Source organism: Methylomonas sp. 11b (assembly GCF_000515215.1).
Classification (GTDB): Bacteria; Pseudomonadota; Gammaproteobacteria; order Methylococcales; family Methylomonadaceae; genus Methylomonas.
The window spans coordinates 4,555,310-4,579,648 of sequence record NZ_KI911557.1; the positions used below are offsets into that span (position 1 = coordinate 4,555,310).

The following is a 24,339-nucleotide window of genomic DNA, read 5'->3' on the forward strand; positions in this document are numbered from 1 at the left end:
AATGATGAAAAGCACTAAACACTGTCTTTGGCTGTTGGCGTTATTGCCGGCTTTACTGAACGCCGAAGTCTATCAATGGACCGATCAGCAAGGTCGCCGCCATTATGCTGATCATGGCAATGAAAACGCCAAAGTTGTAAGCATCGATCCAGGCGTCGCGTATTACCGGGTAGAAAAGGTGTTCGATGGCGATACTATCTTACTAAGCGACGGTCGGAAAGTCCGTTTTTTAGGGATCAATACGCCGGAGGTTGCCGGTCGTAACAAGTCAGCCGAAGCCGGCGGCGAGCAGGCTAAGGCCTGGTTGAAGCAAAAGTTGGAGCAGCGGAAGGTATTCCTGCAAGGCGATGTGGAAAAACAGGACAAATATCAGCGCACCTTGGCCTACGTGTTTACCGAAGACAAGGAGCATATCAATCTGGAGCTGGTGAAACGCGGTTTGGCGACGGTGAATATTTACCCGCCGAACTTCAAATATCTCGACACCTTGCTTGCGGCTCAACGCAGTGCCGAGCAAGCCAGGCTGGGGATTTGGGGTGAACAGGCCTATGCGCCGCTGGCTGCGGAGCTGCTCGATGAAAATAATTATCAGGGCTGGAAGCGCGTGACCGGACGTATCCGCGGGGTCAAAAAGACCGCCAAACACAGTTATCTGCAATTCTCCGATACGGTGTCCATTAGCGTGGAGCCAATATCGGCGGGGTTGTTTCCGCCGCTGGAAACCTATGTAGGCAAAGACGTGGAAGTGAGGGGCTGGGTGAGACGCTCGAAACAGCGTTTTGCCTTGCAGGTCAGGCATCCGGCGGACATCGTGCTGCGCTGATGCGGCCCGTGTCAGGCTAGTCTTCTTCCGCAAATAAAGCCTGAATCATCAGCTTTTCTTCGTCGTTGAGGATATGCTCAGCCGAAAACCAGCGGGTGCGTTGAAACGGGATTTCCCGCTCCGCGTCGCGCAGTCCGGCGCGACGATCAATCTCGCGGCGCTCGGCGCGCCGGCGATCTAATACCCGTCGGTCTTGTTTTGGCCACAGCACATATTGTTGCTGAACGAAAGCGATCCACTCCGCTGAGTTGAAGGCGAACGGATTAGTCCGGCGTTCTTGCTGACGGCGCGCCCCTCGGCGGCGCGCCGAATCATCGCTAGTCATCATAGTGGCTACCACTGACCTATGCCGCCGCATACACGAATGCTGTAGAGGACAACCGGCGAATTGATGTTGAAAAAATAGTTCCTAAATAACATTCGACCAAAATAATAAACTTCCCAAGAAAATCTGAGTATTTAGGTCGGGATTTTAAATGCACTCGCCAAAATGCTCAATCAAACTTAATTCTCCGATGTCATATTACTGGACAAAGTTCCCGGTAAACGCAGCAGTTGATCGTCCATAGTCAACAATTTGGGTGTCGAGCTAAAAATCCGGCTGCTATTGCACTGCGGTTTTTTGTTTTGTAATAAGTTGTTGGTCCGACGAAAGGCCACTACACCGATGCCTAACCTGCAAAACGGCTTTGACATTGCTGATGGAAACCCGGGAGAAATTGTTGGCTATGCCTTATTCCACCGAATAAGGTAGGCCTGCACCAACTTTTTTATGGCAAAGCCTTTGCTGTTTTGGCGGCTATGGAGCTATGCGCCATTCGCATCTGGAGAGCTCCGGGAACAATGTATTAATTAATAGCCGCGAATCAACCAAGCCTTTTTTCATCAGCGCAATCAATGTTTTATTAGTGGACCCAACCGGCACGACAGCCCACTCCTTGGGGCATTTATTCAGCAGGTTTTTTTGAGCAGTAGTAAGTTTTTCTCTTGTCATCGTTACACCTATTTTCGGATTTGGTATTGCTAACGAGTCTTGTATATGGGGTTTTACTTGACGTTGGCATACGTTAAGCCAAAAAACAGGCTTTGTTAAATTAGTAATATTCATCAGGTCTATTAATAGCGTGCATTTGGGGCCATCGATAGTTATTGGGCTCCGCCGGCGTGGAAACAAGGATAGTGAAGGGCCTGACTAACGGGATCGATGCACTCACAGTCGGCAGGCCTCATAGATCCGGGCGAGTTCCAGCAGATTCGTCGCGCCGGTTTTCTCCATCACTTTGGCGCGGTGGATTTCAACCGTACGGTGACTAATGCCCAAGCGCCGGGCTATTTCTTTGTTGGTTAGACCGGCCACCACCATCCCCATAATCTCCAGTTCACGTGAAGTCAGACCGCTTAGCCGATTACACAGCGCTTGTCCTTTCATGGTCTCTGCGTGAGTGATGATTTCAATCTGTAGCGCTGCCTGTACCCTGTCGAGCAACAGATCGGTACTGACCGGCTTGGTGAGAAAATCAACAGCTCCCGCCTTCATCGCGCGCACTGTCATCGGTATGTCGCCATAGGCGGTCAGGAAAATAATGGGGAGGTGGATCTGGCGGCGGATCAGTTCGGCTTGCAGCTCGTGACCATCCAGTCCCGGCATGTTGACGTCCAGCACCAGACAGCCGGGCTGGTCCGGGCAATAGCGTTCCAGAAAGCATTCGGCGCTGGCAAATGTTTGATACGCGAGGCCCGCGGTTTCAAATACCAAACCCAGACTATCGCGGACCGCATCATCGTCGTCCACCACGAATACGCAGGGCTGAGTATTCATTTTGCAAACGGTAAGGTAAAGAACAGACTCAGACCGTCGCCGACATTCCGCTCCGCCCACATATTGCCGCCATGGGCTTGAATCAAGGCACGGCTGATGGCCAAGCCCATTCCCAGGCCCGCGGGTTTAGTCGAGTAAAAAGGTTGAAACAGGGTTTTCAGGGCAATGGCATCCGCCAAGCCTTTACCGCTGTCACAAACACAAACTATTGCCATGTCAGGATCATCGGCGTATCGGCCGGTGGTTACGCGCAATACCTCGGACAGCTTGCCGTGTTCCTGCATCGCTTCCAGACCATTGCTGATCAGATTGACCAGCACCTTTTGAATTTGCAGTGCATTGACCGTCGTCTGCGGTAAATCGACAGCAAGGTCCAGTTCTATGTTAAACGTGTCTAAGGTTCTGTCGTTTTTTACAAATGCGCAGGCTTCTGTCACTAAAAAGTTAATATCGACCCGTTCGCCGACGGTCTCGGTTTTATTCAAATGGCTGAATAGCTGCCGTATGACTTCGCCGGCACGCTGAGCTTGTTGCACGCAGGCTTCCAACACGTGCTTGAGTTTTTGCGCATCCGGTTTTTCTGATTGGTATAGGCGCAACGCCACATCGGCATACGAGGAAATGGCGGCCAGGGGTTGGTTAAGTTCGTGAGCAATCGCCGCTATCGTCTGTGTCGCCAGCGATACCCGAAATGACTGTTCCATCCGATTTCGGCGTTCGCTCAATTCCCGGGTCAATTTGTAGTCGGTGATGTCGAAATTGATGCCCAGCAGTCGATAAGGCCGGTTATTTTTGTCGTGCAATAAGCTGCCGCGCGCATGGATCCAGCGATACGAGCCATTCTTGTGCCGCAAGCGGAATTCCAGTTCGTAAGCCGACTGATGGCCGGCGAGATAGTCTTCGGTGCTTGCCAAGACCCATGCCCGATCATCCGGATGCAATCGAGATTCCCATTCTTCCCAGCGGTTCAGCATCTCATGGTCGTCAAAACCGATTTGCCGTTTCCATTCCGGCGAGAGAAATAAGGTTTGCGACACTAAGTCCCAGTCCCAATAACCGGCGTTCACTTCGTCGATGATCAGCGCCAGACGGGTCTCGGTATGCCGCAATTCCGCGTGGGTGCGCTTCAGTTCGGTAATGTCTACATGGGTAATAATCATGCCCTGGAAACCTTGGGTAATACGTTTGGCATGCATCATAAACCATAGCTCGCCAAGCGCGGTCCGACACGGATATTCCATCATAAATTCCGACTGATGCCCCGCTATCAGGCTTTCAAGACCGGTCAAAGCCTTCTGCGCGTCCCGGTCGCCTGCCGCCGACGAACGACGGCAAACCTCAAGGTAATTGGCGCCTTCCGACAATTGACTGGACGAACCGCCGTTCTCCATAGCAAAGCAATCCCAAGGCGCGTTGACTGTAGTCACCAAGCCGCTATCATCCAGCACTGCCACATGCGCGGGCAGCGAATTCAGAATACAGCGTACGAAAGCCTCGCTGCGGCGCAGGGCGTCATCAGCTACTTTGAGCGGAGTAATGTCCAAAAATGCCCCAACGGCCCCGCGCGGTTGACCCTTATCGTCCAGCAATGGCGATGCATTAGACACCACGGTAATGACTTTGCCGTCCGGGCGGACTATATCCAGAGTCTCGTCGGTCACCACTTCTCCCCGGCAAGCACGCTGGATCGGCAGATCCTCGACGGCCAACGGATAGCCGTTTTGTAATACCGTGATGGCCGGCGGGTTCCCGCTGGACAGCGATAGTTCCGAGGTAGGGGGTAAGCCTAACATTTGCTCATTAGCCCGATTTCCGCGGATATGTTGCCCGCTTTTGTCGCCGGCGATGGCGAGTCCAATGGGTACCGTGTTGTAAATAACCTGCATTTCCTCCACGCGGCGCTGCAAGCGTTGGTTCAATAGGGCAATTTTCTGCTCGGACTGTTTGCGCTCTTCGATGTCGATCACATGCACCACAATACCTTTCCGCCGTCCTGTTTCATCAGCATTAGGAATATAGGTCGCATGCACCCAGCGGGGTTTGCCGTTGCCATAGGGAATTTGTTGATCAAAGCTCACCTGCTCGCCTGCTAATGCCCGTTCCAGATACGGGCGGACGATGTCCCACGCCGCGACACCCAAAATATCCGGCACGGTGCGGCCGATAACCTGTTCCGGAGAGATGCCGAACCAGCGTTCGTAAGTCGCATTCACGCGCACATAGCGAAAATCGACATCCAAATAGGCGATCAGCGCCGGCGTGGCATCCATGATCAGTTGCAGTTCCCTATCCTGATCGCGGTATACCGATTCAGCCTGTTTTCGCGCGGTAATATCTTGAAGATAGCCATGCCATAAAATGCTGCCGCCCTGTTCCCGCATCGGCATGGAATGCCCTTCTATCCAGATTTCGCCTTTACTGGGATGTTGGTAGCGGAAGGTGTCGCGCCAAGGTTCAAGGCTGCGCGCCGATTCGCTGATGGTTTCGTTGATAAGTTTGATGTCGTCGGGATGAACTCTGGCAAATACCGGACTAAAGTCCTCGGCCACCGCTTCGGGAGCCAGTCCGTACAGGGATTCAAGCGCCTGACTGGCATAAGGCATGCTGGCTGAACCATCCGCAGCCAAACGGAACGAACAAATAACGCCGGGTACGGAAGCCGCCACTTTGGACAGTTGATCCTGCAAATGACGTCCGGCTTGCAGGAGGCTGCGCCCGTCCGCATCGCGCAGAATGAGGGAATACAAGGTTTGCCCGCCAGTGTCTATCTCGGAAATGACGGCTTCCATCGGAAATTCTTCGCCGCTAGCGCGCACGCCGGTCACTGTGCGAAGTTCGTTCGCCTGATGATCGCTAGCGTCTCCCGATTTCGGCGCTGAATAAATGGCCGGAAAACCAGCCGGAATAAAGTGTTCGATAGCGTCGCCAATGGCTTGATCCGCGCGGCAGCCGAACAGGTTACCGGCTGCGGGATTGAATAATACGATACGGTATTTTGCGTCGATGCAGACGATTGCATCCCGCGCCGATTGTATAAGCGCCGCGCACAGCGTCGGGCTTTGCGCCTGCACCGATGATTCTGCTTGTGTTTGTCGAGTGAGGTCGGTGAGGGTAATGCGCAGTTCCGGCTGGTCGGCGGGATCGGTGACCATTAGGCAGTCGAGTCTGGCAGGAAATGCAGTGTTGTCGCCACGCAGCATGTGCAATTCGCAAGATTGATTTTCGCTGCTTTGCTGAATCTGCAATAAACGCCTTTGCCAAAAATCGCGGCTCTGATCGGCAATCAAGCTTGAAAAATCACGGCCAATTACGTTTTGGCACTCAACAGCCAGCAACGTGGTGGCTGTAAAGTTTATGGCGGATATTATATGGTCCGGGCTGAGTGTGAGGTAGGCGAGCGGGGCGAAATCGTAAAGATGCTGGAAGCGGTCTCGCGACTGCTGAAGTGTATGTTGGGCCTGAAGCAGCGATTGATTTTGGGTCTCTAATTCAATCTGACGCACTTGCAGTTCTTGCAAGATTGTCTCTGGAGCATCCTGGGAACAGGAGGTTTTTTTTGAGTTTGGGTGTCTGTTCTCCACTTCTGGTCGAAAAGGACTTGCAGTGTTTGCAGACTTGTAACGCTCGTCAGTCATGAGTCATTTTCCAGTTGGGACAGCATTGAGACCGCTTCGGGCTTATCTTCGATGGGTGTCACTCAAGCAGTATTGTGCGGGTGGTTAGCCGGTAAGCCCTGTTTCGGCAACAGAGGGCGTTAGCAACCGGGTTTTTATCCGGCCATAGCCGAAATAGCCAGCCTTAGTTTGTGATGATCTATGCCTGGACTTGGCTTCTTGCCCCAGTTCGCGCAGAAGTATGCTGGCGAAAAATTGACCCTGTCAAACTTATCTTCAATGCTCGGTCGCTTTTGCCCATTTGCAACTTTCAGCGAATTCGCTCCGCAGTGTTTACAGCTTGGCGAGTATAGGGAATCTGCGGGCAAGGTGAATAATCAGATTTCCGCCTAAGTAGCAGTACGTATTTTTACCGGATAGCCGCTGTGTTAAAACGCGCCATGTTGGTATGGATTTCCCGTTTCAGCAATATGAATACCTGATGCAGCCCTCGCCAAACAATCCGGAAATAACTGATGAGTGAAATGGACCAGCCAAGACAAAACCAGCTACTCGCCATGCTGCCCGAAGCCAATTACGCGCACGTTTCAAAACTACTGGAACGGGTTGAAATGCGTTGTGGCGATGTGCTCTGTGAACCGGATGAATCACTGCGTTATGTCTATTTTCCCGTCACCGGCGTGATAGCCAAGCTTTACTTTACTGAGAATGGCGCCTCCAGCGAACTGGCCTTGATCGGCAACGAAGGCATGCTGGGCATTTCGCTGTTCATGGGTGGGGAATCCATGCCGCATCAAGCTGTCGTGGTCATACCGGGCTATGCCTATCGTTTGCGCAGGAGTCTATTTGAGGAGGAAATTGAACGGATAGGCGGACAGCGTAGCGGCGCGTTACATGGCATGTTACTCCGCTATACCCAGGCATTGATTACGCATATGACGCAGATAGCCGCCTGCAACCGGCACCATTCAATTGATCAACAATTCTCGCGCTGGCTGTTGATGATTCTGGACCGGCAGAGTGGGAGCGAGATAGCGATAACGCAACAATCCATCGCCACCCTGTTGGGCGTACGCCGCGAAGGTATCACCGAGGCTGCCGGGAAATTACAGCAAGCCGGGGTGATTCGGTATTGCCGTGGGCATATCAGCGTACTGGAGCGCGCCGGCCTGGAAGCGCAAAGTTGCGAGTGTTACCAGGTCATCAAAAACGAGTTTGCTCGGCTAGTGGCTATTAGCGCTAATCTGTCACCGCTGTCCAAACCTATTACTGCAATAACGTCTTATGGACATGTCAAAGATCTCAGGAAGCGCTACGCGTTTGGCTGATAAAGTCTATCGGCGCTGAAAAATCGCCCCGTGATTTTGTCTGGTCACTCAGGCTATTGAAACCCAGTCACCGATAGGGGGGCGATTTTATGAACACTGCATCAGCCAGAGCCAATAGCTGCTTACTAGTTATGGACTACGATCCTGCCAATCGGATGGCTAACAAACATTCCTTAGCGGCGTTTCAAGATCACGATTCGGTATTTTGCGAGGAAGAACCCAGTCATCACGATCTCAAACTCGCTGAAGACCGTCAGCCCGAACGATCGCGCTGGGACCGGCAATCGCCGGATATGCTGGACGCCGGCTATATCGCCAATCAAGCGGAAACGGTCAAGCAGCCCAATGTTTCGAACCTGATACAGGCAGCATTGGATGATGCGACATTATTAGCGGGAAAATCTCACCACTGCACTAGTGTCGCGGACGCCGAATCGCCCACTGAAGTTTGCCGAATGCAGCATGAACAACAAATGCTTGTGGAGAAGACCGAAGCCCTGGAGCAATTGCGTGAGGCGGAAGCTAAGTACCGGAGCTTGGTAGAACAAATGCCGGTCATCACCTATATCGCATCGCTGGAAACGCCGGTAAAGCTGTTATATGTCAGCCCGCAAATTTCTCAATTGGGCTATACCCAGCAAGATTGGCTTGATGATCCGCAAGGTTTGCTTAAGCAGGTGCATCCGGACGATCTGGCCGTGACCGTGGAAGCCTACGCCTATACCTATGAACATCATGCGCCTTTGCGATGCGAATACCGATTACGCAATCACGACGGACACCATCGCTGGTTTCTGGACGAAGCCAATGTGGTGCGAAATGAAGCTGGCGATAGTTTGTTTTTGCAGGGTGTCCTGGTTGATATTACCAAAGACAAGGAAACCGAGCAGGAACTGAGCTATTACCGGCAACGCCTGGAGGAACTGGTATTCAAGCGCACTGAGCAACTGGAAAAACAATGCGCCATCCTCAAGTCCGCCAATGCCAGCCTTGACGCCACCTTAGTTAAGCTCAAACACGCCAATACCGAGGCGCGCAACAGCGAGAGGCGCTTTCGCTTACTGCTGGATTCGGCCGGCGAAGGTATTGTCGGATTGGATGCGAATGGTCGTTGCAGCTTCGTTAACCGGGCCGCGTTGCAGATGTTGGGTTATTCCGAAGAAGACGCTCTGGGGCAAGACATAATCACCATGCTAGCTGACGATTTAACACTAGCCCTGGAAGCTCTCAGGTCGCCAGACCTTGCCCGCGATATAGCCGGTCAGCGCAGTGTCGCCAGTTTTAAGCGCAAGGATGGCGGTTCATTTCCGGTCGAATATTCGTTTTATCCGGTCGCGCTGGATGGATTCGTCGACAGCGTGGTACTGGTGTTTTGGGACATGTCCGCATCTCATACCAAAATTCGGAGTTTGGCCTATCACGCCAGCCACGATCCTTTGACTGGACTAGTCAATCGGACAGCCTTCGAACAACGGGTGACCAGAGTATTGGCCAGTGCCCGCCCCGGCTATTTTCAACACGCGCTTTGTTATATCGACCTGGATCATTTCAAGCAGGTTAACGATACCTGCGGACACGCAGCCGGGGACGAATTATTGCGCAGAATAAGTGCCGTTTTGTCCTCCAAACTGCGGCAACGCGACACTCTGGCCCGGCTGGGCGGTGACGAGTTCGCGTTGTTGCTGGAACACACCACGCTTGACCAGGCACGCAATATCGCCCATGAACTGTGCGATAGCCTGCGCAATTTCAAATTTAACTGGGGGGATACCGAATTTACCGTTAGCGCCAGTATCGGAGTAGCCGCGGTGACCTGTAGTGTTCGAGATGTCGATGAGTTTTTAAATAACGCCGATAGCGCGTGCTACCGAGCCAAAGAAAAAGGCCGTAATCAGGTACATGTGTTTTTACCCGACAATGTCGAGCGCCTCAATCAATTCGGTCAATGGAAAGCTTAAGGATTTTGCCAAAACGGATTTTGTGTATAAAGAACGGAGCCAGCGAATTACTAAGTTGCTAATCCGGCCCTATTTATTACCGGTATCCCGCTCCGGCTAAGTTTATCGAAGCCAAGTGGGCTATATCCTCCGGCAAGCTCGGAGCAAACGGTATTGAACGACCGGATAAAAACTCAGTGTTCAGGATGAATGTTAACTTACTCGGAGTATCGCCATGAAACACTACCTATTAATAATACTGGGCCTTTTGCAATGCCTTATCGTCGTGCAAGCCATTGAACATGCGCCCGCTAAACCCATCAATCAAGAACAATTACAGACAATAGTGCCTTACGCGGTGAAGGGGACGGTACAAACCTTTACCAAAACGGTTCACGGCGGCGTCCAGCATGTGGTGATCAAATCGGCGGACAACACCTCGCAAATCAAATTGATCCAGGCGCATTTGCAAAAAAGGGCTGAACAATACAAAGCGGGAGATTATTCGGTCACCGAACGTTTGCACGGTGCGGATATGCCTGGACTGGCGCAGTTAAAAAAGGCAAAAGTCGACGATATAAAAGTTCTATATCAAGCCTTGGATAACGGCGGACAGATTCATTTTTCCACCGAATATCCTCAATTCGTTCAGGCCCTGCATGAGTGGTTCGATGCCCAAACCCAGGACCACGGCAATCCGGACATACCCGGTCACAATAGCCATCATTCGCCGCCTGCGGAATGATATTGTTGACTAGGCCCTTAATTACCTGGAGTCGTCTTCCCGCAAAGGCGGGAGCCGTTTAGACTGCGCAGCGAAGCCAATATTGTCGCTCCCGCCTTGACTGGAGCGACAATATTTAAGGGCCGGGTTAGCAAATAGGCATGGGAACTCAACTCGTGGGTTCCCTCATTTCCCTAGCCTTATGCTTGGAATAGAAAAGTGGGGCAATTACTCGACGCTTAAAGCGTTCCTTCTGGCAAAATACCTGGCTATCTACAAGCCGGGTCTGCGTCATGCTCGAAAAATCAATTGGTCAATCAGCCGCAATCCTGAATAGTGATTTCATCGCCATCGCGATAATTAAGGATAGGCACATCGTTTGGGCCAACGCGGCCATGCATCGTATTTTTGCTTACGAGCCGGATGAACTAATTAACCAGGCTACCCGAAACCTGTTTCTTGACCAGGACAGCTATGAGGCATTCGGGCGTGAGGCTTACGCTGCTATTGCGGAGGGCAGCACCTATACCGGCATCATCCCGCAGAAGCGCAAGGATGGCTCGACGGGTTGGTATGAATTCAATATTTCAAGTTTTGGGGATTGCTCTGATGTGGCCGTGGGGGCAATCGTCGATAGAACCGCAAGCTATCAAGGTCTTCAAAAACTAGAAGTGAGCGAGTCCCGCTATCGGTCAGTCGTGGAAGATCAGACCGAGGTTATCAGTCGGTTCCTGCCTGACGGAGCCTTTCTGTTCGTCAATGATGTTTTTTGTCGGGTTTTTGGCAAAGTCGCCGACGAGTTGATTGGTCATCGCTGGCATCCGGCAGCCCATCCCGACGATATTCCCATGATCGAGGCCAGGCTAAGCGAGATGTCGCCGGACCACCCCGTCGTCACCATCGAGAACAGGGTGTATGTCGCTGGGGGCGAACTGCGCTGGATGCAATTCATCAATCGAGGATTCTACGATATTGGCGGCATACTCAAGGAAATTCAGTCGGTTGGTCGTGACATTACGGTCCAGCGCGAAGCCTTGACCAGTTTGCAGGCCAGCGAGGAACGCTACCGAACGTTGGTGGAAACAACCAGTGTCGTGACATGGTTCTGCCCTGCCAATGGTCTTCAGGTTGCCCCCCAACCGGCGTGGATGGCATTCACCGGCCAGACAGCGGAAGAAATGCTCGGCGCGGGGTGGGCCAAGGTCGTGCATCCCGACGATGTCGAAGCGGCTGCGGCGCTCTGGAAATCCGCAGTCGAGCGCGGCGAACCGTTCTTGAACGTACACCGCATTCGCCGCCATGATGGCGTATGGCGCTGGATGAACGTGCGTGCGGTGCCGGTTCGCGATAGACAAGGCCGCATTCTCGAATGGATGGGCATGGGCCAGGATGTTACCGAGCAAAAGCAGGCCGAAATGGCGCTGGCAGAAAGCGAGGAACAACTCGAAATGGCGCTGGCGGCATCGGGATTGGTTTTATGGGATTGGCATATTCCTGAACGTAAAGTCACAACAGGCAATCGCTGGTTCGAATTACTCGGCTACAACAAGGAGGAGTTGGGCGACAACGAAGACGACTGGATGGATTTGGTCAATCCCAAGGACCTTGAACACTTCAAACAGAAAATCTCAGCGCATTTGCAGGGTGAAACCGTCAGCTTCGAAAGCGAACACCGGTTGAGGCACAAGGATGGCCATTGGGTATCGGTCGAAGCAAGAGGCAGGGTTACCCTTCGGGACAGGCAAAATAACCCGCTACGCATGGTCGGCACGATATTGGATATTAGCCAACGCAAGCGCCTGAATGAAGAAGGTGTGGACTTGCTGAAGCGGATTGAATCGCTCATACGCGAAAGTTCATCGCCTTTAACCTCTAAGGCAGAAAACGTTAAAGCAGCCGAAAGTCTGACCAAGCGGCAGCGGCAGATTCTCGGGATGATTGCTACGGGAATGACCTCTGCCGAAATCGGAAGACAGCTACACCTAGCCACGCCAACGGTCATCTCGCACCGCAGGAACCTGATGGCAAATCTAGGCCTGCACAGCACGGCCGAAGTCACGCGCTTTGCCATCGATCACGGTCTGATTACTACCAAGTAGCGCATCCAAGCTCTTCGATTTTATGTGATTGGCATATATGTGCTAAATAATTACCATATACAGGTGGTTATTTTTTTTGCTCATTACCGTATGCTTTTTACATGAATTTATGTAAAAAGCATACGGTAATGAGCAAAATAGACTTCGGGCGAAATTGCCCGCTTGCGCGATTTTTGGAAGAGGAATCGATGATAGACAATGGCGGACGCAAAGCCCAGTTCGCCAGCACTTTGTTACTCGGGCTCGGCTATCCGCTATATATCAAGCCACCCGACAATAAATTTAATGCGTATTTGTTGCGGCAAATTCAGGAGGAAAGGCAGAATGATCTATTGTCGGAAGTGGCAAGCATTTGTTCGCATTGCCCTCAATTAGCTCACTGCGAGGCAGGAGCCTTATTTCAAGTCTGCTAGAGACCAATCCGCAAACCACTCCGGCAATTCGCGCGACTCGCCTAGAGCGAGTAGTCGATGATCGATGCCGTCATGATTGCCCCACACTACTTCGTTCAGCGCGCCATCGGTAACGAGCGATTCGATATCCTTGCAGTAAAGCCCCTGGTCGCGCTGGACATAGAAGCCGTAAGTTCGGCAAGCCACTGGGCGGTGGGCATAGACCAGACAGGCGCCTTTCGCCTGGTCCAGCAGCGGGCAGATGATCGGGCGCGACGTCTGGCCGGCCAGTGCGGCTATCGCCCGGCCGACTTCCTGAAGTTGCTCCGGAGGTAAGTCCTTTAGGCCTTCTTGCAGGCAACGCCATTCCTCCTCGGTGATTTTGGGTACTGCGGCAAGCCGTCGGCAACAGCTATCGCAACCCTGGCGGCATAGCCAATCGGGTTGGCCGTCGCGGATGGTTTTTACGCGCGTATTGATATCTGTCTGGAGCTGGGTGAGGGTATTCATTTGAATATACTGCCTGTTTAACCAGGTTTTGCAAAGCCTTTCCGAGCATGACGCCGGTTCGGCGCGGTCTAAATAGCCGGCTGCTTTTAACCGGATCCTAATCAAAGCTTAAGTAGATTTTAAGTCGCCAAACTTAGAATTTTCCGCAAGTGAATAACTTGTGGAGTGATTATGTGCGACTCGAATGCTTTATTGAATCAACAGCTTGGCGAAAAATGCATTGGCGGCGGCACTTATGTTGCCATTGACGGCCTCTTAAAATATTGCATAACAGCGCCCTTACTCGAGCTGCCGATAGATTTTAAGGAATGGTACAAACCAGTCGGCAGCAATATCCCACAACTTTATCACTTCTAATGCGTGCCGCGGTGTCCATCCCGCAGCGGCATCGCTCTATGTCTTAAGCATAAATGCTGAAATGTTATCTAACGATTTAAACATGTCTGTTTTGGAGAAAAAATGACACAAAAATATTTACCCACTATGTTGGTACTTGCCACATTAACCAGCGGCTGCGCATCCATGAGTGGTTGGCATCCGATCATCGATCCGCGCTTGGACCAACAGCCGGAAACCGCGCAACGCGACATGGTCGAGTGCAAGTCGCTGGCGGAACAAGCGTCGGATATCACCAAAGAAATCGGTATGGGCGCGGGCGTCGGTGCGGTTACCGGTGCTGCGGGTGGCGCGGCAGTCGGTGCGATAGCCGGCAGCGCCGCAACCGGTGCCGCCGGTGGCGCTATATTGGCTATTCCTGCAGGATTGTGGGAAGGGTACAAAGCCAACGAGGGCTTTAAACGGGCATTTAAAACCTGCATGCGTCAACGCGGTCATACGCTGGTTAACTAAAGAAAACCTCTGAAAATACCTGATTGCTGTGTACGCGGGAGAGCCGCTATTTAAGGACCGAGAGAATAACAGTTCTACACATTATAAATATCCGTTATCAGGCAGGGGCTTGATACTATATCGTCGGGATATTTGTTGAACTTATTTAGAAATGACGATGCGTGAATTAACCGACCGAGAGTTGTATCAGGCCCTGCAATACGCCAAAAGCCAGGATGAAAATGCTGGCCGCGCCATACTTCAGCAATTCCAAACCGAGCAGCCTGCCTTGGCGCAAACCATCTTTGGCGTGTTTTCGGCGTTGATTGCCGATAAGGATCGGAACCTGGCGAATCTATTCATGGATCTTTGTTTTGATGTGATTTGCGTATTCAAGCATGCTTTCGGCGATTTGCCGGATCAGCGGGTCTTGAGCATGGAATGGTTACAGAACACCGCCGCCTTACTCGATGCCGAGTTGCAGGCATTCATGCCGGGTAACCAGATGGATACGAAGTTTCGCGATAAATTTCAGAATCGATTTACCGAGCGCCTGATCGATAGCAACTCGCAACCTGACTTGGTTAAATTCATGGACGAAACGATCAGCGAATATGTCGCCGAAAGCCCGACTGATCCGGATGCGCTGCGCACCACCCGGACCATGATTTTTGTCGTTATTCAGCTATTTTGCGCGATGTACGATCAAGCGGAACGCCTGGCTAAGGCTTAATAAATCCAGCGGTTTGGCACAGTCGGAGGCGATGGGTCATTAGAAATGTTCATTGCGCCGAGCTGAAAATCGGACTCGGCGCTCCGGTTTACGATTAATGCAACGCCGCCAATGCGCTGACATAATCAGGCTCGTCGGCAATTTCACTAACCAATTGGGTGTAGATCACCTTGTCGTTTTCGTCGATGATGACGATGGCGCGCGCGGTCAGGCCGGCCAAAATGCTGTCTAACAGTTCGACGCCGTAGTCGTGTGCAAATTTGGAACGGAAACTGGAGAGCGGCACCACGTGTTTGATGCCTTCGACTTCGCAAAAGCGTACTTGCGCGAAAGGCAGGTCGGCTGACACCACCAGCACCACGGTATTATCCAGATGCGCGGCTTTTTCGTTGAATTTGCGGGTCGAGGTAGCGCAGGTGGGCGTATCCAGGCTGGGGACAATATTCAGCACTTTACGTTTGCCGGCGAATTCCGCCAAACCCACATCCTGCATTTTACGATTGGTTAGCTGGAAATCAGGCGCTTGCGCACCTACCGCCGGTAAGTCGCCGATAGTGTTGATCGGCTTGCCTTGGAAAGTGATGGTTGCCATAGGAATGCTCCAGGTATCTTGAGTTGTTATTTTTTTCGTTTACTGAAATCGATCAAGCGCTTGCGTTTTTTCACTTGGCGATCAGACAGCGGGTTTTTCTGGCCTTGAAACGGGTTTTCCGGCGACTTAAATACCAAGCGTATCGGTGTACCCGTCAGTCGCAGCTGGTCGCGGAAGTAATTCATCAAATAGCGTTTGTAAGCGCCTGGTAACGAGTCTGTCTGGGTGCCGTGGATTACCACCACCGGCGGATTGCGGCCGCCTTGGTGCGCGTATTTCAATTTAATCCTTCGACCACCGACTAGTGGCGGCTGATGCGCTGTCAGAGCGTCGGTCAAAATCCGGGTCAGCAAGGGCGTTGACATATCGGTCATGGCCGAGTCGTACAAGGTATGCACTACGTCGAACAACTTCCCGACGCCGCTGCCGTGTAGGGCGGAAATCGGATGTTTTTCGGCGAACTCCAAAAACGACAATTTGATTTCGATCTGCTTTTTCACGAAATCGCGGTGTTCGGCGTTCAGACCATCCCATTTGTTCAAGCCGATGATCAAGGCCCGGCCGGCTTCCAGGACCAAACCTAAAATATGTGCATCCTGATCGGTCACACCTTCGCGGGCGTCGATCAAATAAATCACCACATGAGCTTTTTCGATAGCTTGCAGCGATTTGATGATGCTGAATTTTTCCACCGTCAACGATACCCTGGAACGGCGGCGCATGCCGGCGGTATCGATCAAGGTGAATTTCTGACCGTTGCGTTCGAAGGGGATATAAATACTGTCGCGGGTTGTGCCGGCTTCGTCGAACACTACGACGCGTTCCTCGCCGAGCAGTCGATTCACTAAAGTCGATTTGCCGACATTGGGGCGGCCGACGATGGCAATGGCGATGCCCGGATCTTGTTCTTCGAATTCGTCCTCGACTACCGGCAACAGCTCGTCGATGCGATCCAGCAAGTCGTGGACATTGCGGCCGTGCGTGGCGGCAATCCCGATGGGTTCGCCGAGCGCCAGGCTATAAAAATCGTTGGTCACGGTATTGCTGTCTATGCCGTCAACTTTATTGACTACCAGCACTACCGGTTTGCCAAGCTTGCGCAACATGTCGGCAATGGCTTCGTCGATGGCGTTGAGGCCATCGCGGGCGTCGACTAGAAAAAACACGACGTCGGCTTCCTGCAAGGCGATTTCCACCTGCTTTTTGGCGAAGACGTCTATGCCTTCCTGTTCGTTGGTAATCCCGCCGGTATCTACTATCAGACAATCGCGTTCACCGCGTTTGACGCGACCGTATTGGCGGTCGCGGGTCAGGCCGGGATAGTCGGCGACTAATGCTTCGCGGCTGCGGGTTAGATAATTGAACAGTGTGGATTTGCCGACATTGGGGCGGCCCACTAGGGCTATAACGGGTAACATGAATTTATTTTGCTCTCAAGGCGGCCAAGGTGCCGTCTTTGGCGTAAATGTAAACAGTGTCGTCCACGACTACCGGCTTGGCTTCTATCGCCGCTTTACTGACCTGAATGCGGCCCAATTGGCGGCCGTCGCTATTGGACAGCCAATGTACGTAGCCTTCGAAATCGCCAACTACCACATAATTTTGATAAACCACCGCCGCTGTCAATTGGCGGTTGTGTAAGTCTTTTTGTTTCCACAACGAGGCGCCGCTACGTTGATCCAGTTGCCAGACCTCGCTTTGGGTGTCGCTGACATAAAGGTAACGATAATCCAGACTCAGGCCGGTGTAGGACGACACCGCTTCGTTGCGCCACAGCACGTCGCCGTCCACTTCCGAAACAGAGGACGCGCCGCCGGTGAAGCCGGCAATATAAATCGCGCCGCGCGCCGCGACCGGATCGACATCCAGATCGACCAAGCGTTCCACTTCGGAACGGCCGCTTGGAATCGCGATCGTGGCTTCCCAGATGGATTTGCCGTCTCTTAATTGCAGGGCCTCCAGCTTACCGTTAGCCGAGCCGGCGATCACATTGTCATCAATGATGATGGGCGCGCCGGTGCCACGGATACTCAAGGCCGGTACGTTGTGCTCGAAGGTCCAGAGTTGTGCGCCGTTATCTTCTTTTAGGCCTATGATCTTGCCGTCGGTGGTACGGACGATGACGATCCCGCGACTCACCACGGGAGCGGCCAATACTTCGCTAGGCACGTCAACTTTCCAGCGTTGTTCGCCGCTGGCTTTGTCAAAACCGATGACTTCGCCGGTGCTGGTACCCATCACCACCGTATGTACACCCAGGCCGGGACCGGCCGAGAAGCTGTAATCGGTGTTGTTTTCCCAGGTCAGGCTGCCGTTACCGGCCCCGCGAGCTTGCAAATGGCCTTTGTTGTCGCCGACGTAGACTGTGCCTTCAGCGACTGCGGGTATCAGTTTCAGATATTTTTCGTCCGCGCCATTACCGATTGATTCCTTCCATAGCACCTCGACTTGCACTTCAGGGGTATATTCCTGCAAGGCGGCCGGTGGATCGGCGTTGTCGTCGTCGCCGGTGATATATTCCGTTAAGCCCGAGATAAAGTCGCGTCCGGCATCCAGTCCCGCGCAGCCGGCCAGCATAGGCAGACAAGCAAGCAGCGGGAAAAGTGAGCGGTATCTGAAGTTCCTGATTAACATGCTAAAGCGTGTATCCGTTGGAGTGAGCTTAATTGGCGGTCGCCGGGGCAGCGTTGCTCGGCGTTGCGACGTCGTCCAGTTTGAACTGAGTCAACGGCGTGGCTTGACCGGTTCTGATTGCGCTTTGGTAAGCGCTACGAGCTTCGTCCAAGCGGTCCAGCGCCACATACAGGTCACCCTGCAATTCGTCGTAACTGGCGGAAAATCCTTCGGATTTGGCGGGATCGACCGCAGCGATCAATTGCAAGCCTTGTTCGTATTGACCGGTAGCCAACATTAACTGAATCAGACGCAGACGGGCGACATGTCTTAATTCATCGCTGTCGGCTTCTTTGATTGATTTTTCCAGAATCGCTTTAGCGCCTTCCAGATCGCCTTTTTGCACTTTACTTTTGGCCAGTTGCAGGCCGGCATAGTGGGCGTAAGCGGTGCCGGGAAATTCGATAGGCAAGCGTTCCGCCAGTTTTTCGGTGGATTCGCTATTGTCCTTGGCCGCGCTGTCCAATAATTGTTGGTACATTTGCGAGGCTTGGTTGCGTTTGTCCAGTTGGTGGTTTTGCCAAAGATTCCAGCCGCTCACCAATACTATTGCGGTGACAACACCGGCGATCAATGAAGTCTGATTGGCTTCCCACCATTTTTTCAACTGTTCCAGCTGTTCTTCTTCGGTATCGTAAATTGCCACGGTAGTTCTCTTCTATTCTCAGGTTACAAGGGATTATTGGCTGTGCCAGTCTTGCAGGGTTTGCAGGAGTTGGTCGTGATTGTGCGTGCTTTGTTCAGCGTCGATACGCAAGGGTTTCAAGGCCACTTCGCCGCGTTGGGCTTCGTCGTCGCCGATGATGATGGCGTACTCTGCACCTGATTTATCGGCTTTTTTAAACTGACTCTTGAAGCTGCCGCCGCCGCAATTGACTTGCAGTTTTAAGCCGGGAATCGCATCGCGGATGCGCTCTGCCAAGCGCATGCCGGCCACTTCGGCACTGGTGCCGACGCGTATCATGTAAACATCCGTGGTACGTTCGACCGGTACGTTATCCAGCAACTCGAGCAGGGCCAGGATGCGCTCCATGCCCATCGCAAAGCCGATGGCATGGTTGGCTTTGCCGCCCAATTGTTCGATCAGGCCGTCGTAGCGGCCGCCGGCGCAGATGGTGCCTTGCGAACCCAAGTGCTCGGTGACCCATTCGAATACGGTCTTGCCGTAATAATCCAGGCCGCGCACCAAGCGGGTATTCAACTGGTAGGCGATGCCCAGGTCGTCCAGCGTGGCTTTCAGGCTATTGAAATGCGCCAGGCTTTCTTCGCCCAGGTGCTCAAGCAACACCGGAGCCTGTTGCAGCATGGCCTGCATGTCGGGGTTTTTACTATCCAGAATGCGTAGCGGATTGGTTTCCAGGCGGCGCAAGCTGTCTTCGTCCAAAACCGCCAGATGTTGTTGGAAATAGTCGACCAGTTTGCCGCGGTAGGTCAGACGTTCTTCGCTGGTACCCAGGGAATTGATTTGCAGTTCGACTTTATCGCGAATCCCCAATTGCTTCCACAGCCGGTCGGTTAGGGCGATGATTTCCGCGTCGATATCCGGGCCCGGCATGCCATAGGTTTCCACGCCCAGTTGGTAGAACTGCCGGTAACGGCCTTTCTGCGGGCGCTCGTGACGGAACATCGGTCCGTAATACCACAAGCGGTGGCTCTGATTGTGCAATAAACCGTGTTCCAGACAGGCGCGCAAACAGCCGGCGGTGCCTTCAGGACGCAGGGTCAACGAATCTCCATTGCGGTCGTCGAAGGTATACATTTCTTTTTCGACGATGTCGGTGACTTCGCCGATCGAGCGTTTGAAAAGCTCGGTTTTTTCGACGATGGGCAGCCGGATTTCCTGATAGCCGTATGCGCCCAGTACTTGTCTGGCCTGGCCTTCCAGCCACTGCCAATAAGGCGATTGCTCGGGAAGGATGTCGTGCATGCCGCGGATGGCTTGGATAGCCTGTTGTTGTTTTGCCATGATCTTGTTTGCTGCCGGATTATTTGCTGATCGCGGTTTTTACTTGTTGAGCCTCTTTGGAAGCCGGAAATGAGCTAATCAATTGCTCGCGGTATTCTTCGGATACTTTGCTGTTGCCCAGCGCCCGTTCGGTTTGAAACGCTATCCACAGCGTTTCCGGGGTATGTTTGGCGACACCCAGGTAGCGTTCCAGAAAAGCACGGGCCGACATAAACTGGCCATTCTGATAGCTGATGCGTTGCATCTCCTGCAAGGCCGGCGAATAGTCCGGTTGAGATTGCAGTGCTTGACGAAAATACTCTTCGGCGTGCTGCATGTCGTTTTGTTTTGCATGGCAAACGCCCAAATTGGTCAGCGCGAACCAGGGCCGGCTGTTCATCGGCGAGGCCATGGATTCTTGCAGCAGGGCGATGCCTTTGTCGAATTTGCCTTGCTCGCACAAAAAACGCCCGTAGTTGTTCTTGATGCTGAAGTTGTCCGAGTCTTTACTCAAGGCTGTTTGATAGCTCTCGCTGGCCGCTTCGGTTTGTTTGATACGCTCGTAGAATACCGCCAGCGCGTTATGGGTTTCCGGGTTGCTGGAATCCAGTCGCACTGCGGTTTCCAGCTTTTCCTTGGCGACTTCGAGCATGCCCATATCCAGATAGCGGGCGCCCATCTGTAAATTGAGCTTGGCTTTTTCGGCATTGCTCATCGTGTCGCGGGTCTCCGGCAGTAAGCCGCAGGCACCCAGCAATAAACCGATCAGCACTAATCCGCGCGCTGTTCGCCTATTGGCCATGCGAAAGTCCTTGCGCTTGCAGCTTTAAATGTCTGCGGCTCTTATCTTGTACTTGACCGACCAATTGCCCGCAAGCTGCGTCTATGTCTTCGCCGCGGGTCTTGCGGACGGTGGTGACGATGCCGGCATTATGCAGAATATCGCGAAACTTCAGGATAGCGGCGTTACTGGAGCAGCGATAGTGCGATTGCGGAAACGGATTGAAAGGAATCAAATTCAGTTTGGACGGCACGGTTTTCAATAATTTGACCAGGGTGCGTGCATCTTCGGGGCTGTCGTTGATGCCGTCCAGCATCACGTATTCAAACGTAATGTGTTTGCGCGGACCTGTTTTGGCGTATTCGCGGCAGGCCTCCATCAATTCTTTCAGCGGATATTTGACGTTGATCGGCACTAGTTGGTCGCGTAATGCGTCATGCGGAGCATGTAACGATACGGCGACGCTGACATCACAGACTTCGTTCAGGCGTTTCATCGCCGGCACAATACCGGAGGTGCTGATGGTGACGCGGCGTTTGGACAGGCCATAGCAAAAGTCGTCCATCATTAAATTCATCGCTGCCACGACATTGTCGAAGTTCAGCAGAGGCTCGCCCATGCCCATCATCACCACATTGGTGATGCGGCGTTCCGGCCCCAGTCTTTGTTGCGCCAGATAGAGCTGGCCGATGATTTCGGCGGTGGACAGGTTGCGGTTGAAGCCTTGTTTGGCGGTCGAGCAAAAGGTGCAGGCCAGTGCGCAGCCCACTTGTGAGGACACGCACAGGGTGGCGCGGCGTTCTTCGGGGATGTAAACGGTTTCCACCCGATTGCCGCAGTGCATCTGTACCGCCCATTTGCAGGTGCCATCGGACGCCAATTGTTCGGCAACGATTTCCGGGACTTTGATCTGGCAGTGTTCTTTTAAATGACTGCGCAGCGATTTGCTCAGGTTGGTCATCTCGTCGAAATCGGAGATGCCTTCCTGATAAATCCATTTCAGCACCTGAGTGGCGCGAAACGGCTTTTCGCCGAGCTCGACAAAAAAGGCTTGCAAGCCTTTTCTGTCGAAATCCAGCAGATTAATCAATGCTGGCTTAGCGGATACGGTCGCAGAGTTCATCAGCAGAGAAGAAGTAAGCGATTTCTCTCGCAGCAGATTCCGGTGCATCGGAACCGTGTACGGCGTTTTCGTCGATGCTGACCGCGAAGTCGGCGCGAATGGTGCCGGGAGCGGCTTCTTTAGGATTGGTGGCGCCCATCAATTCACGGTTTTTCAGAACCGCATTTTCGCCTTCCAATACTTGCACAACGACCGGGCCGGAGGTCATGAAGCTGACCAAGTCTTTGAAAAAGCCGCGTTCTTTATGCTCGGCATAAAAGCCTTCGGCTTGCTCTTGGCTCAGTTGCAGCATTTTGGATGCGACGATGCGCAGGCCGTTTTTTTCGAAGCGGCTGACAATTTCCCCAATCACATTTTTAGCGACTGCATCAGGCTTGATGATTGAGAAAGTACGTTCGATTGCCATTGTGTAACTCCAGTGAGGATAGTGATTGAAAAATTAATTACGCATTATATCTTGTCAGGCAGGGTGTTGAGAAACGCCCTGCCGAATAGTGCTTTTCCGAAACGGCTGAATAGGCCCGGTTTGTGCTGCGCCGAGCCTCAATTTTTTGGCTAGATGGAAATTTTATCGGTGCGATGATCGTTGCCGTAGAACCAGTTGACCAACATCCGGGTGCCGGTAACCGCAGTAAATACCGAAGTGGCAATCCCAATCATCAGGACCAGCGCGAAACCCTTAACCGGGCCCGTGCCAAAGCCGAACAATAATACTGCGACGATGAAGTGAGTCACGTTGGAGTCGAGAATGGTCGCAAACGCTTTTTCGTAACCGACGTAAATACTGGCCTGCCGGCTCAAGCCATTACGCAGTTCCTCGCGGATCCGTTCGTTGATCAGCACGTTGGCGTCCACTGCCATACCCACAGTCAAGACGATACCGGCCATGCCTGGCAAGGTCAGGGTGGCTTGCAAAACGGACATGATGGAGATCAGCAGTACGACATTGAACAACAAAGCAAAGTTGGCGATCAAACCGAACGCGCGGTAATAAGCGACCATGAAAAACACGACCAGCAGGAAGCCGGCGGTAATCGACATCATGCCTTGATCGATATTTTCCTGACCTAAGCTGGGGCCGACTGTGCGTTCTTCGACGATTTCAACCGGAGCGGCCAAGGCGCCGGCTCTGAGTAATAAGGCCAAGGTGCGGGCTTCTTCAGGGCTATCCAGGCCGGTGGTTTGGAAGCGTTTGCTGAAACTGTCGCGGATGGTGGCGACGCTGATGACTTTTTCGACTTTTTCCTTATGTTGGACTTTCTCGCCGTTAACGACCCGGGTTTCGGATTTGTATTCGATGAACACCACCGCCATCGGCTTGCCGATATTTTCCTGGGTCATCTTGCCCATCTTCTTGGCGCCGACGCCATCCAGCGTGATGAATACGGCAGGTGAACCGTCTTGATCCAAGCCCGATGACGCATCGGTGATCTGGTCGCCAGTCACGATAACCGAACGTTTCAACAGCACCGGAGCGCCGTTTTTGTCTTTATACAAACGGCTGCCGATAGGTTCGTGACCGCCCAGGGCCGACTGCACATCATGCTCCACGTCCACTAAACGGTATTCCAGTGTTGCTGTGGTGCCTAACAATTCTTTCGCGCGGGTAGTGTCTTGTACGCCGGGTAATTGCACGACGATGCGGCTGTCGCCTTGTTGCTGAATGATAGGCTCGGCTACGCCCAGTTCGTTCACCCGGTTACGCAGCGTGGTAATGTTTTGGCCCAGCGCCGCCTTCTTGATTTCACGCAGGTTGCGTTCGGGAATGTTTAACGTAAATTCATTCGGACCGCTTTCCACTAGATCGAGGGTGCGGAAGTCTTTGTTGAGTACTTCCGTGGCGGCAACTCTGGATTCTTCGTTAGGCAGCACGACTTTGATGCCGCCAGCTTCCTTCGAAACTGATTGATACCGAACTTTTGCATCGCGGAAGGCCGAGCGAATATCGTTGGTATAGCGCTCTTCCGCTTGTTTCAGCGCGCTGTCCATATCCACTTCCAACAGGAAATGCACGCCGCCGCGTAAGTCCAAGCCAAGATGCATAGGGTTTGCACCGAAAGCGCGCAGCCAAGCAGGGGTGGCAGGCGCTAAATTTAAGGCGACTGTCGCTTTGCCGGACATTTGTTCGCGCAATATGTCCGCCGCTTTCATTTGTTCGTCGGTATTGTTGAAGCGCGCCAGAATTTTGCCGTCGGCAAATTCGAAGCTTTTCAGCGTAAAACCAGCGTTTTTGATGCTGGCGGCGACTGCGTCAGCCTGAGACTGCTGCAATGGCGTCGGGCTAGACGAAGCCAATTGCACTGCCGGGTCGTTGCCATAAAGATTGGGCAACGCGTAAATCGTACCAACCAACAGCACGAAAATTACTAGGATGTTTTTCCAGACAGGGAAATGATTTTGCATGGTTATTCCATTAAA

The 24,339-nt window shown here is 52.8% G+C and carries 22 protein-coding genes; 8 read left to right on the plus strand and 14 right to left on the minus strand.

Features of this window, described 5'->3' with window-relative positions:
* The first annotated feature begins 1 nt into the window (after window position 1).
* Window positions 2-823, plus strand: coding sequence for a thermonuclease family protein (locus METH11B_RS0121930; RefSeq protein WP_026603877.1), 822 nt, complete (start codon window positions 2-4; stop codon window positions 821-823).
* 16 nt (window positions 824-839) lie between these two features.
* On the opposite strand, the gene METH11B_RS0121935 is transcribed toward METH11B_RS0121930, so the two are convergent.
* From METH11B_RS0121935 to METH11B_RS28060, 4 genes are all read right to left on the minus strand, one after another.
* Window positions 840-1,151, minus strand: a complete 312-nt coding sequence (locus tag METH11B_RS0121935) for a hypothetical protein (RefSeq protein ID WP_026603878.1) — start codon at window positions 1,149-1,151, stop codon at window positions 840-842.
* A 471-nt stretch (window positions 1,152-1,622) separates the two neighbouring features.
* Window positions 1,623-1,931, minus strand: coding sequence for a hypothetical protein (locus METH11B_RS29290; protein ID WP_155931178.1), 309 nt, complete (start codon window positions 1,929-1,931; stop codon window positions 1,623-1,625).
* A 102-nt stretch (window positions 1,932-2,033) separates the two neighbouring features.
* A complete protein-coding gene (locus METH11B_RS0121950; protein ID WP_026603880.1) occupies window positions 2,034-2,642 on the minus strand; it encodes a response regulator transcription factor in 609 nt (202 codons plus the stop codon).
* Entirely contained in the window at window positions 2,639-6,160 is a 3,522-nt protein-coding gene (locus METH11B_RS28060) for a PAS domain S-box protein (RefSeq protein WP_026603881.1), read from the minus strand. The genes METH11B_RS0121950 and METH11B_RS28060 overlap by 4 nt, the downstream gene beginning before the upstream one ends.
* Before the next feature lie 611 nt (window positions 6,161-6,771).
* Here METH11B_RS28060 and METH11B_RS0121965 point away from each other — a divergent pair.
* The 5 genes from METH11B_RS0121965 to METH11B_RS27270 all read left to right on the plus strand — a co-directional run bounded on the left by METH11B_RS0121965 (window position 6,772) and on the right by METH11B_RS27270 (window position 12,757).
* Window positions 6,772-7,584 carry a Crp/Fnr family transcriptional regulator gene (locus tag METH11B_RS0121965; RefSeq protein WP_026603883.1) on the plus strand — a complete coding sequence of 271 codons (813 nt, stop codon included), beginning with the start codon at window positions 6,772-6,774 and terminating at the stop codon, window positions 7,582-7,584.
* A gap of 89 nt (window positions 7,585-7,673) precedes the next feature.
* Window positions 7,674-9,542 carry a diguanylate cyclase domain-containing protein gene (locus METH11B_RS28065; RefSeq protein WP_026603884.1) on the plus strand — a complete coding sequence of 623 codons (1,869 nt, stop codon included), beginning with the start codon at window positions 7,674-7,676 and terminating at the stop codon, window positions 9,540-9,542.
* A 214-nt stretch (window positions 9,543-9,756) separates the two neighbouring features.
* Entirely contained in the window at window positions 9,757-10,266 is a 510-nt protein-coding gene (locus METH11B_RS0121975) for a hypothetical protein (RefSeq protein WP_026603885.1), read from the plus strand.
* A 272-nt stretch (window positions 10,267-10,538) separates the two neighbouring features.
* Window positions 10,539-12,344 carry a helix-turn-helix transcriptional regulator gene (locus METH11B_RS0121980; RefSeq protein WP_026603886.1) on the plus strand — a complete coding sequence of 602 codons (1,806 nt, stop codon included), beginning with the start codon at window positions 10,539-10,541 and terminating at the stop codon, window positions 12,342-12,344.
* Between the two features lie 128 nt (window positions 12,345-12,472).
* Window positions 12,473-12,757 carry a hypothetical protein gene (locus METH11B_RS27270; RefSeq protein WP_026603887.1) on the plus strand — a complete coding sequence of 95 codons (285 nt, stop codon included), beginning with the start codon at window positions 12,473-12,475 and terminating at the stop codon, window positions 12,755-12,757.
* Here METH11B_RS27270 and METH11B_RS0121990 read toward each other — a convergent pair.
* On the minus strand, window positions 12,740-13,246 hold the full coding sequence (locus tag METH11B_RS0121990; RefSeq protein ID WP_036278132.1) for a YkgJ family cysteine cluster protein: 507 nt from the start codon (window positions 13,244-13,246) through the stop codon (window positions 12,740-12,742). The two genes, METH11B_RS27270 and METH11B_RS0121990, sit on opposite strands and share 18 nt — an antisense overlap.
* Window positions 13,247-13,705: 459 nt before the next feature.
* Between METH11B_RS0121990 and METH11B_RS0122000 the strand changes: the two genes are divergently transcribed.
* Window positions 13,706-14,095 (plus strand): glycine zipper family protein, encoded by a 390-nt coding sequence (locus tag METH11B_RS0122000; protein ID WP_020485268.1) that lies wholly within the window; start codon window positions 13,706-13,708, stop codon window positions 14,093-14,095.
* Window positions 14,096-14,252: 157 nt separating this feature from the next.
* Window positions 14,253-14,807 (plus strand): hypothetical protein, encoded by a 555-nt coding sequence (locus tag METH11B_RS0122005; RefSeq protein ID WP_026603890.1) that lies wholly within the window; start codon window positions 14,253-14,255, stop codon window positions 14,805-14,807.
* A gap of 94 nt (window positions 14,808-14,901) precedes the next feature.
* Here the strand turns inward: METH11B_RS0122005 and tpx are convergent, their stop codons facing one another.
* From tpx to secD, 9 genes are all read right to left on the minus strand, one after another.
* Window positions 14,902-15,399: a thiol peroxidase gene (gene tpx, locus METH11B_RS0122010; RefSeq protein ID WP_026603891.1), complete on the minus strand. Its 498-nt coding sequence runs from the start codon at window positions 15,397-15,399 to the stop codon at window positions 14,902-14,904.
* A gap of 26 nt (window positions 15,400-15,425) precedes the next feature.
* The gene (der, locus tag METH11B_RS0122015) at window positions 15,426-16,817 is read right to left on the minus strand and encodes a ribosome biogenesis GTPase Der (protein WP_020485271.1); all 1,392 of its coding nucleotides are present in this window, start codon (window positions 16,815-16,817) and stop codon (window positions 15,426-15,428) included.
* Window positions 16,818-16,821: 4 nt separating this feature from the next.
* Complete coding sequence (gene bamB / locus METH11B_RS0122020; protein ID WP_036276318.1) at window positions 16,822-18,033, minus strand: outer membrane protein assembly factor BamB; 1,212 nt, start codon at window positions 18,031-18,033, stop codon at window positions 16,822-16,824.
* A 28-nt stretch (window positions 18,034-18,061) separates the two neighbouring features.
* Window positions 18,062-18,718 carry a YfgM family protein gene (locus tag METH11B_RS0122025; RefSeq protein WP_026603893.1) on the minus strand — a complete coding sequence of 219 codons (657 nt, stop codon included), beginning with the start codon at window positions 18,716-18,718 and terminating at the stop codon, window positions 18,062-18,064.
* Window positions 18,719-18,751: 33 nt separating this feature from the next.
* The gene (hisS, locus tag METH11B_RS0122030) at window positions 18,752-20,038 is read right to left on the minus strand and encodes a histidine--tRNA ligase (RefSeq protein WP_026603894.1); all 1,287 of its coding nucleotides are present in this window, start codon (window positions 20,036-20,038) and stop codon (window positions 18,752-18,754) included.
* Between the two features lie 19 nt (window positions 20,039-20,057).
* Window positions 20,058-20,819, minus strand: coding sequence for a type IV pilus biogenesis/stability protein PilW (gene pilW, locus METH11B_RS0122035; RefSeq protein WP_026603895.1), 762 nt, complete (start codon window positions 20,817-20,819; stop codon window positions 20,058-20,060).
* Entirely contained in the window at window positions 20,809-21,921 is a 1,113-nt protein-coding gene (locus METH11B_RS0122040; protein WP_020485276.1) for a bifunctional tRNA (adenosine(37)-C2)-methyltransferase TrmG/ribosomal RNA large subunit methyltransferase RlmN, read from the minus strand. The genes pilW and METH11B_RS0122040 overlap by 11 nt, the downstream gene beginning before the upstream one ends.
* Window positions 21,896-22,327 carry a nucleoside-diphosphate kinase gene (gene ndk, locus METH11B_RS0122045; RefSeq protein ID WP_026603896.1) on the minus strand — a complete coding sequence of 144 codons (432 nt, stop codon included), beginning with the start codon at window positions 22,325-22,327 and terminating at the stop codon, window positions 21,896-21,898. The genes METH11B_RS0122040 and ndk overlap by 26 nt, the downstream gene beginning before the upstream one ends.
* Before the next feature lie 149 nt (window positions 22,328-22,476).
* Complete coding sequence (gene secD, locus METH11B_RS0122050) at window positions 22,477-24,324, minus strand: protein translocase subunit SecD (protein WP_026603897.1); 1,848 nt, start codon at window positions 24,322-24,324, stop codon at window positions 22,477-22,479.
* Window positions 24,325-24,339: the final 15 nt, after the last annotated feature.

Bases quoted from the DNA above. Each gene is read 5' to 3' on its own strand.
- METH11B_RS0122005 (WP_026603890.1), top strand. From the start codon at position 14,253: ATGCGTGAATTAACCGACCGAGAGTTGTATCAGGCCCTGCAATACGCC.
- bamB (WP_036276318.1), bottom strand. From the start codon at position 18,033: ATGTTAATCAGGAACTTCAGATACCGCTCACTTTTCCCGCTGCTTGCT.
- secD (WP_026603897.1), bottom strand. From the start codon at position 24,324: ATGCAAAATCATTTCCCTGTCTGGAAAAACATCCTAGTAATTTTCGTG.
- METH11B_RS0121975 (WP_026603885.1), top strand. From the start codon at position 9,757: ATGAAACACTACCTATTAATAATACTGGGCCTTTTGCAATGCCTTATC.
- ndk (WP_026603896.1), bottom strand. From the start codon at position 22,327: ATGGCAATCGAACGTACTTTCTCAATCATCAAGCCTGATGCAGTCGCT.
- hisS (WP_026603894.1), bottom strand. From the start codon at position 20,038: ATGGCAAAACAACAACAGGCTATCCAAGCCATCCGCGGCATGCACGAC.
- METH11B_RS0121980 (WP_026603886.1), top strand. From the start codon at position 10,539: ATGCTCGAAAAATCAATTGGTCAATCAGCCGCAATCCTGAATAGTGAT.
- METH11B_RS0121935 (WP_026603878.1), bottom strand. From the start codon at position 1,151: ATGATGACTAGCGATGATTCGGCGCGCCGCCGAGGGGCGCGCCGTCAG.
- METH11B_RS0122000 (WP_020485268.1), top strand. From the start codon at position 13,706: ATGACACAAAAATATTTACCCACTATGTTGGTACTTGCCACATTAACC.
- METH11B_RS0121990 (WP_036278132.1), bottom strand. From the start codon at position 13,246: ATGAATACCCTCACCCAGCTCCAGACAGATATCAATACGCGCGTAAAA.
- METH11B_RS0121950 (WP_026603880.1), bottom strand. From the start codon at position 2,642: ATGAATACTCAGCCCTGCGTATTCGTGGTGGACGACGATGATGCGGTC.
- METH11B_RS0121965 (WP_026603883.1), top strand. From the start codon at position 6,772: ATGAGTGAAATGGACCAGCCAAGACAAAACCAGCTACTCGCCATGCTG.
- METH11B_RS28065 (WP_026603884.1), top strand. From the start codon at position 7,674: ATGAACACTGCATCAGCCAGAGCCAATAGCTGCTTACTAGTTATGGAC.
- tpx (WP_026603891.1), bottom strand. From the start codon at position 15,399: ATGGCAACCATCACTTTCCAAGGCAAGCCGATCAACACTATCGGCGAC.
- METH11B_RS0122040 (WP_020485276.1), bottom strand. From the start codon at position 21,921: ATGAACTCTGCGACCGTATCCGCTAAGCCAGCATTGATTAATCTGCTG.
- METH11B_RS0121930 (WP_026603877.1), top strand. From the start codon at position 2: ATGATGAAAAGCACTAAACACTGTCTTTGGCTGTTGGCGTTATTGCCG.
- METH11B_RS29290 (WP_155931178.1), bottom strand. From the start codon at position 1,931: ATGAATATTACTAATTTAACAAAGCCTGTTTTTTGGCTTAACGTATGC.
- der (WP_020485271.1), bottom strand. From the start codon at position 16,817: ATGTTACCCGTTATAGCCCTAGTGGGCCGCCCCAATGTCGGCAAATCC.
- METH11B_RS27270 (WP_026603887.1), top strand. From the start codon at position 12,473: ATGAGCAAAATAGACTTCGGGCGAAATTGCCCGCTTGCGCGATTTTTG.
- pilW (WP_026603895.1), bottom strand. From the start codon at position 20,819: ATGGCCAATAGGCGAACAGCGCGCGGATTAGTGCTGATCGGTTTATTG.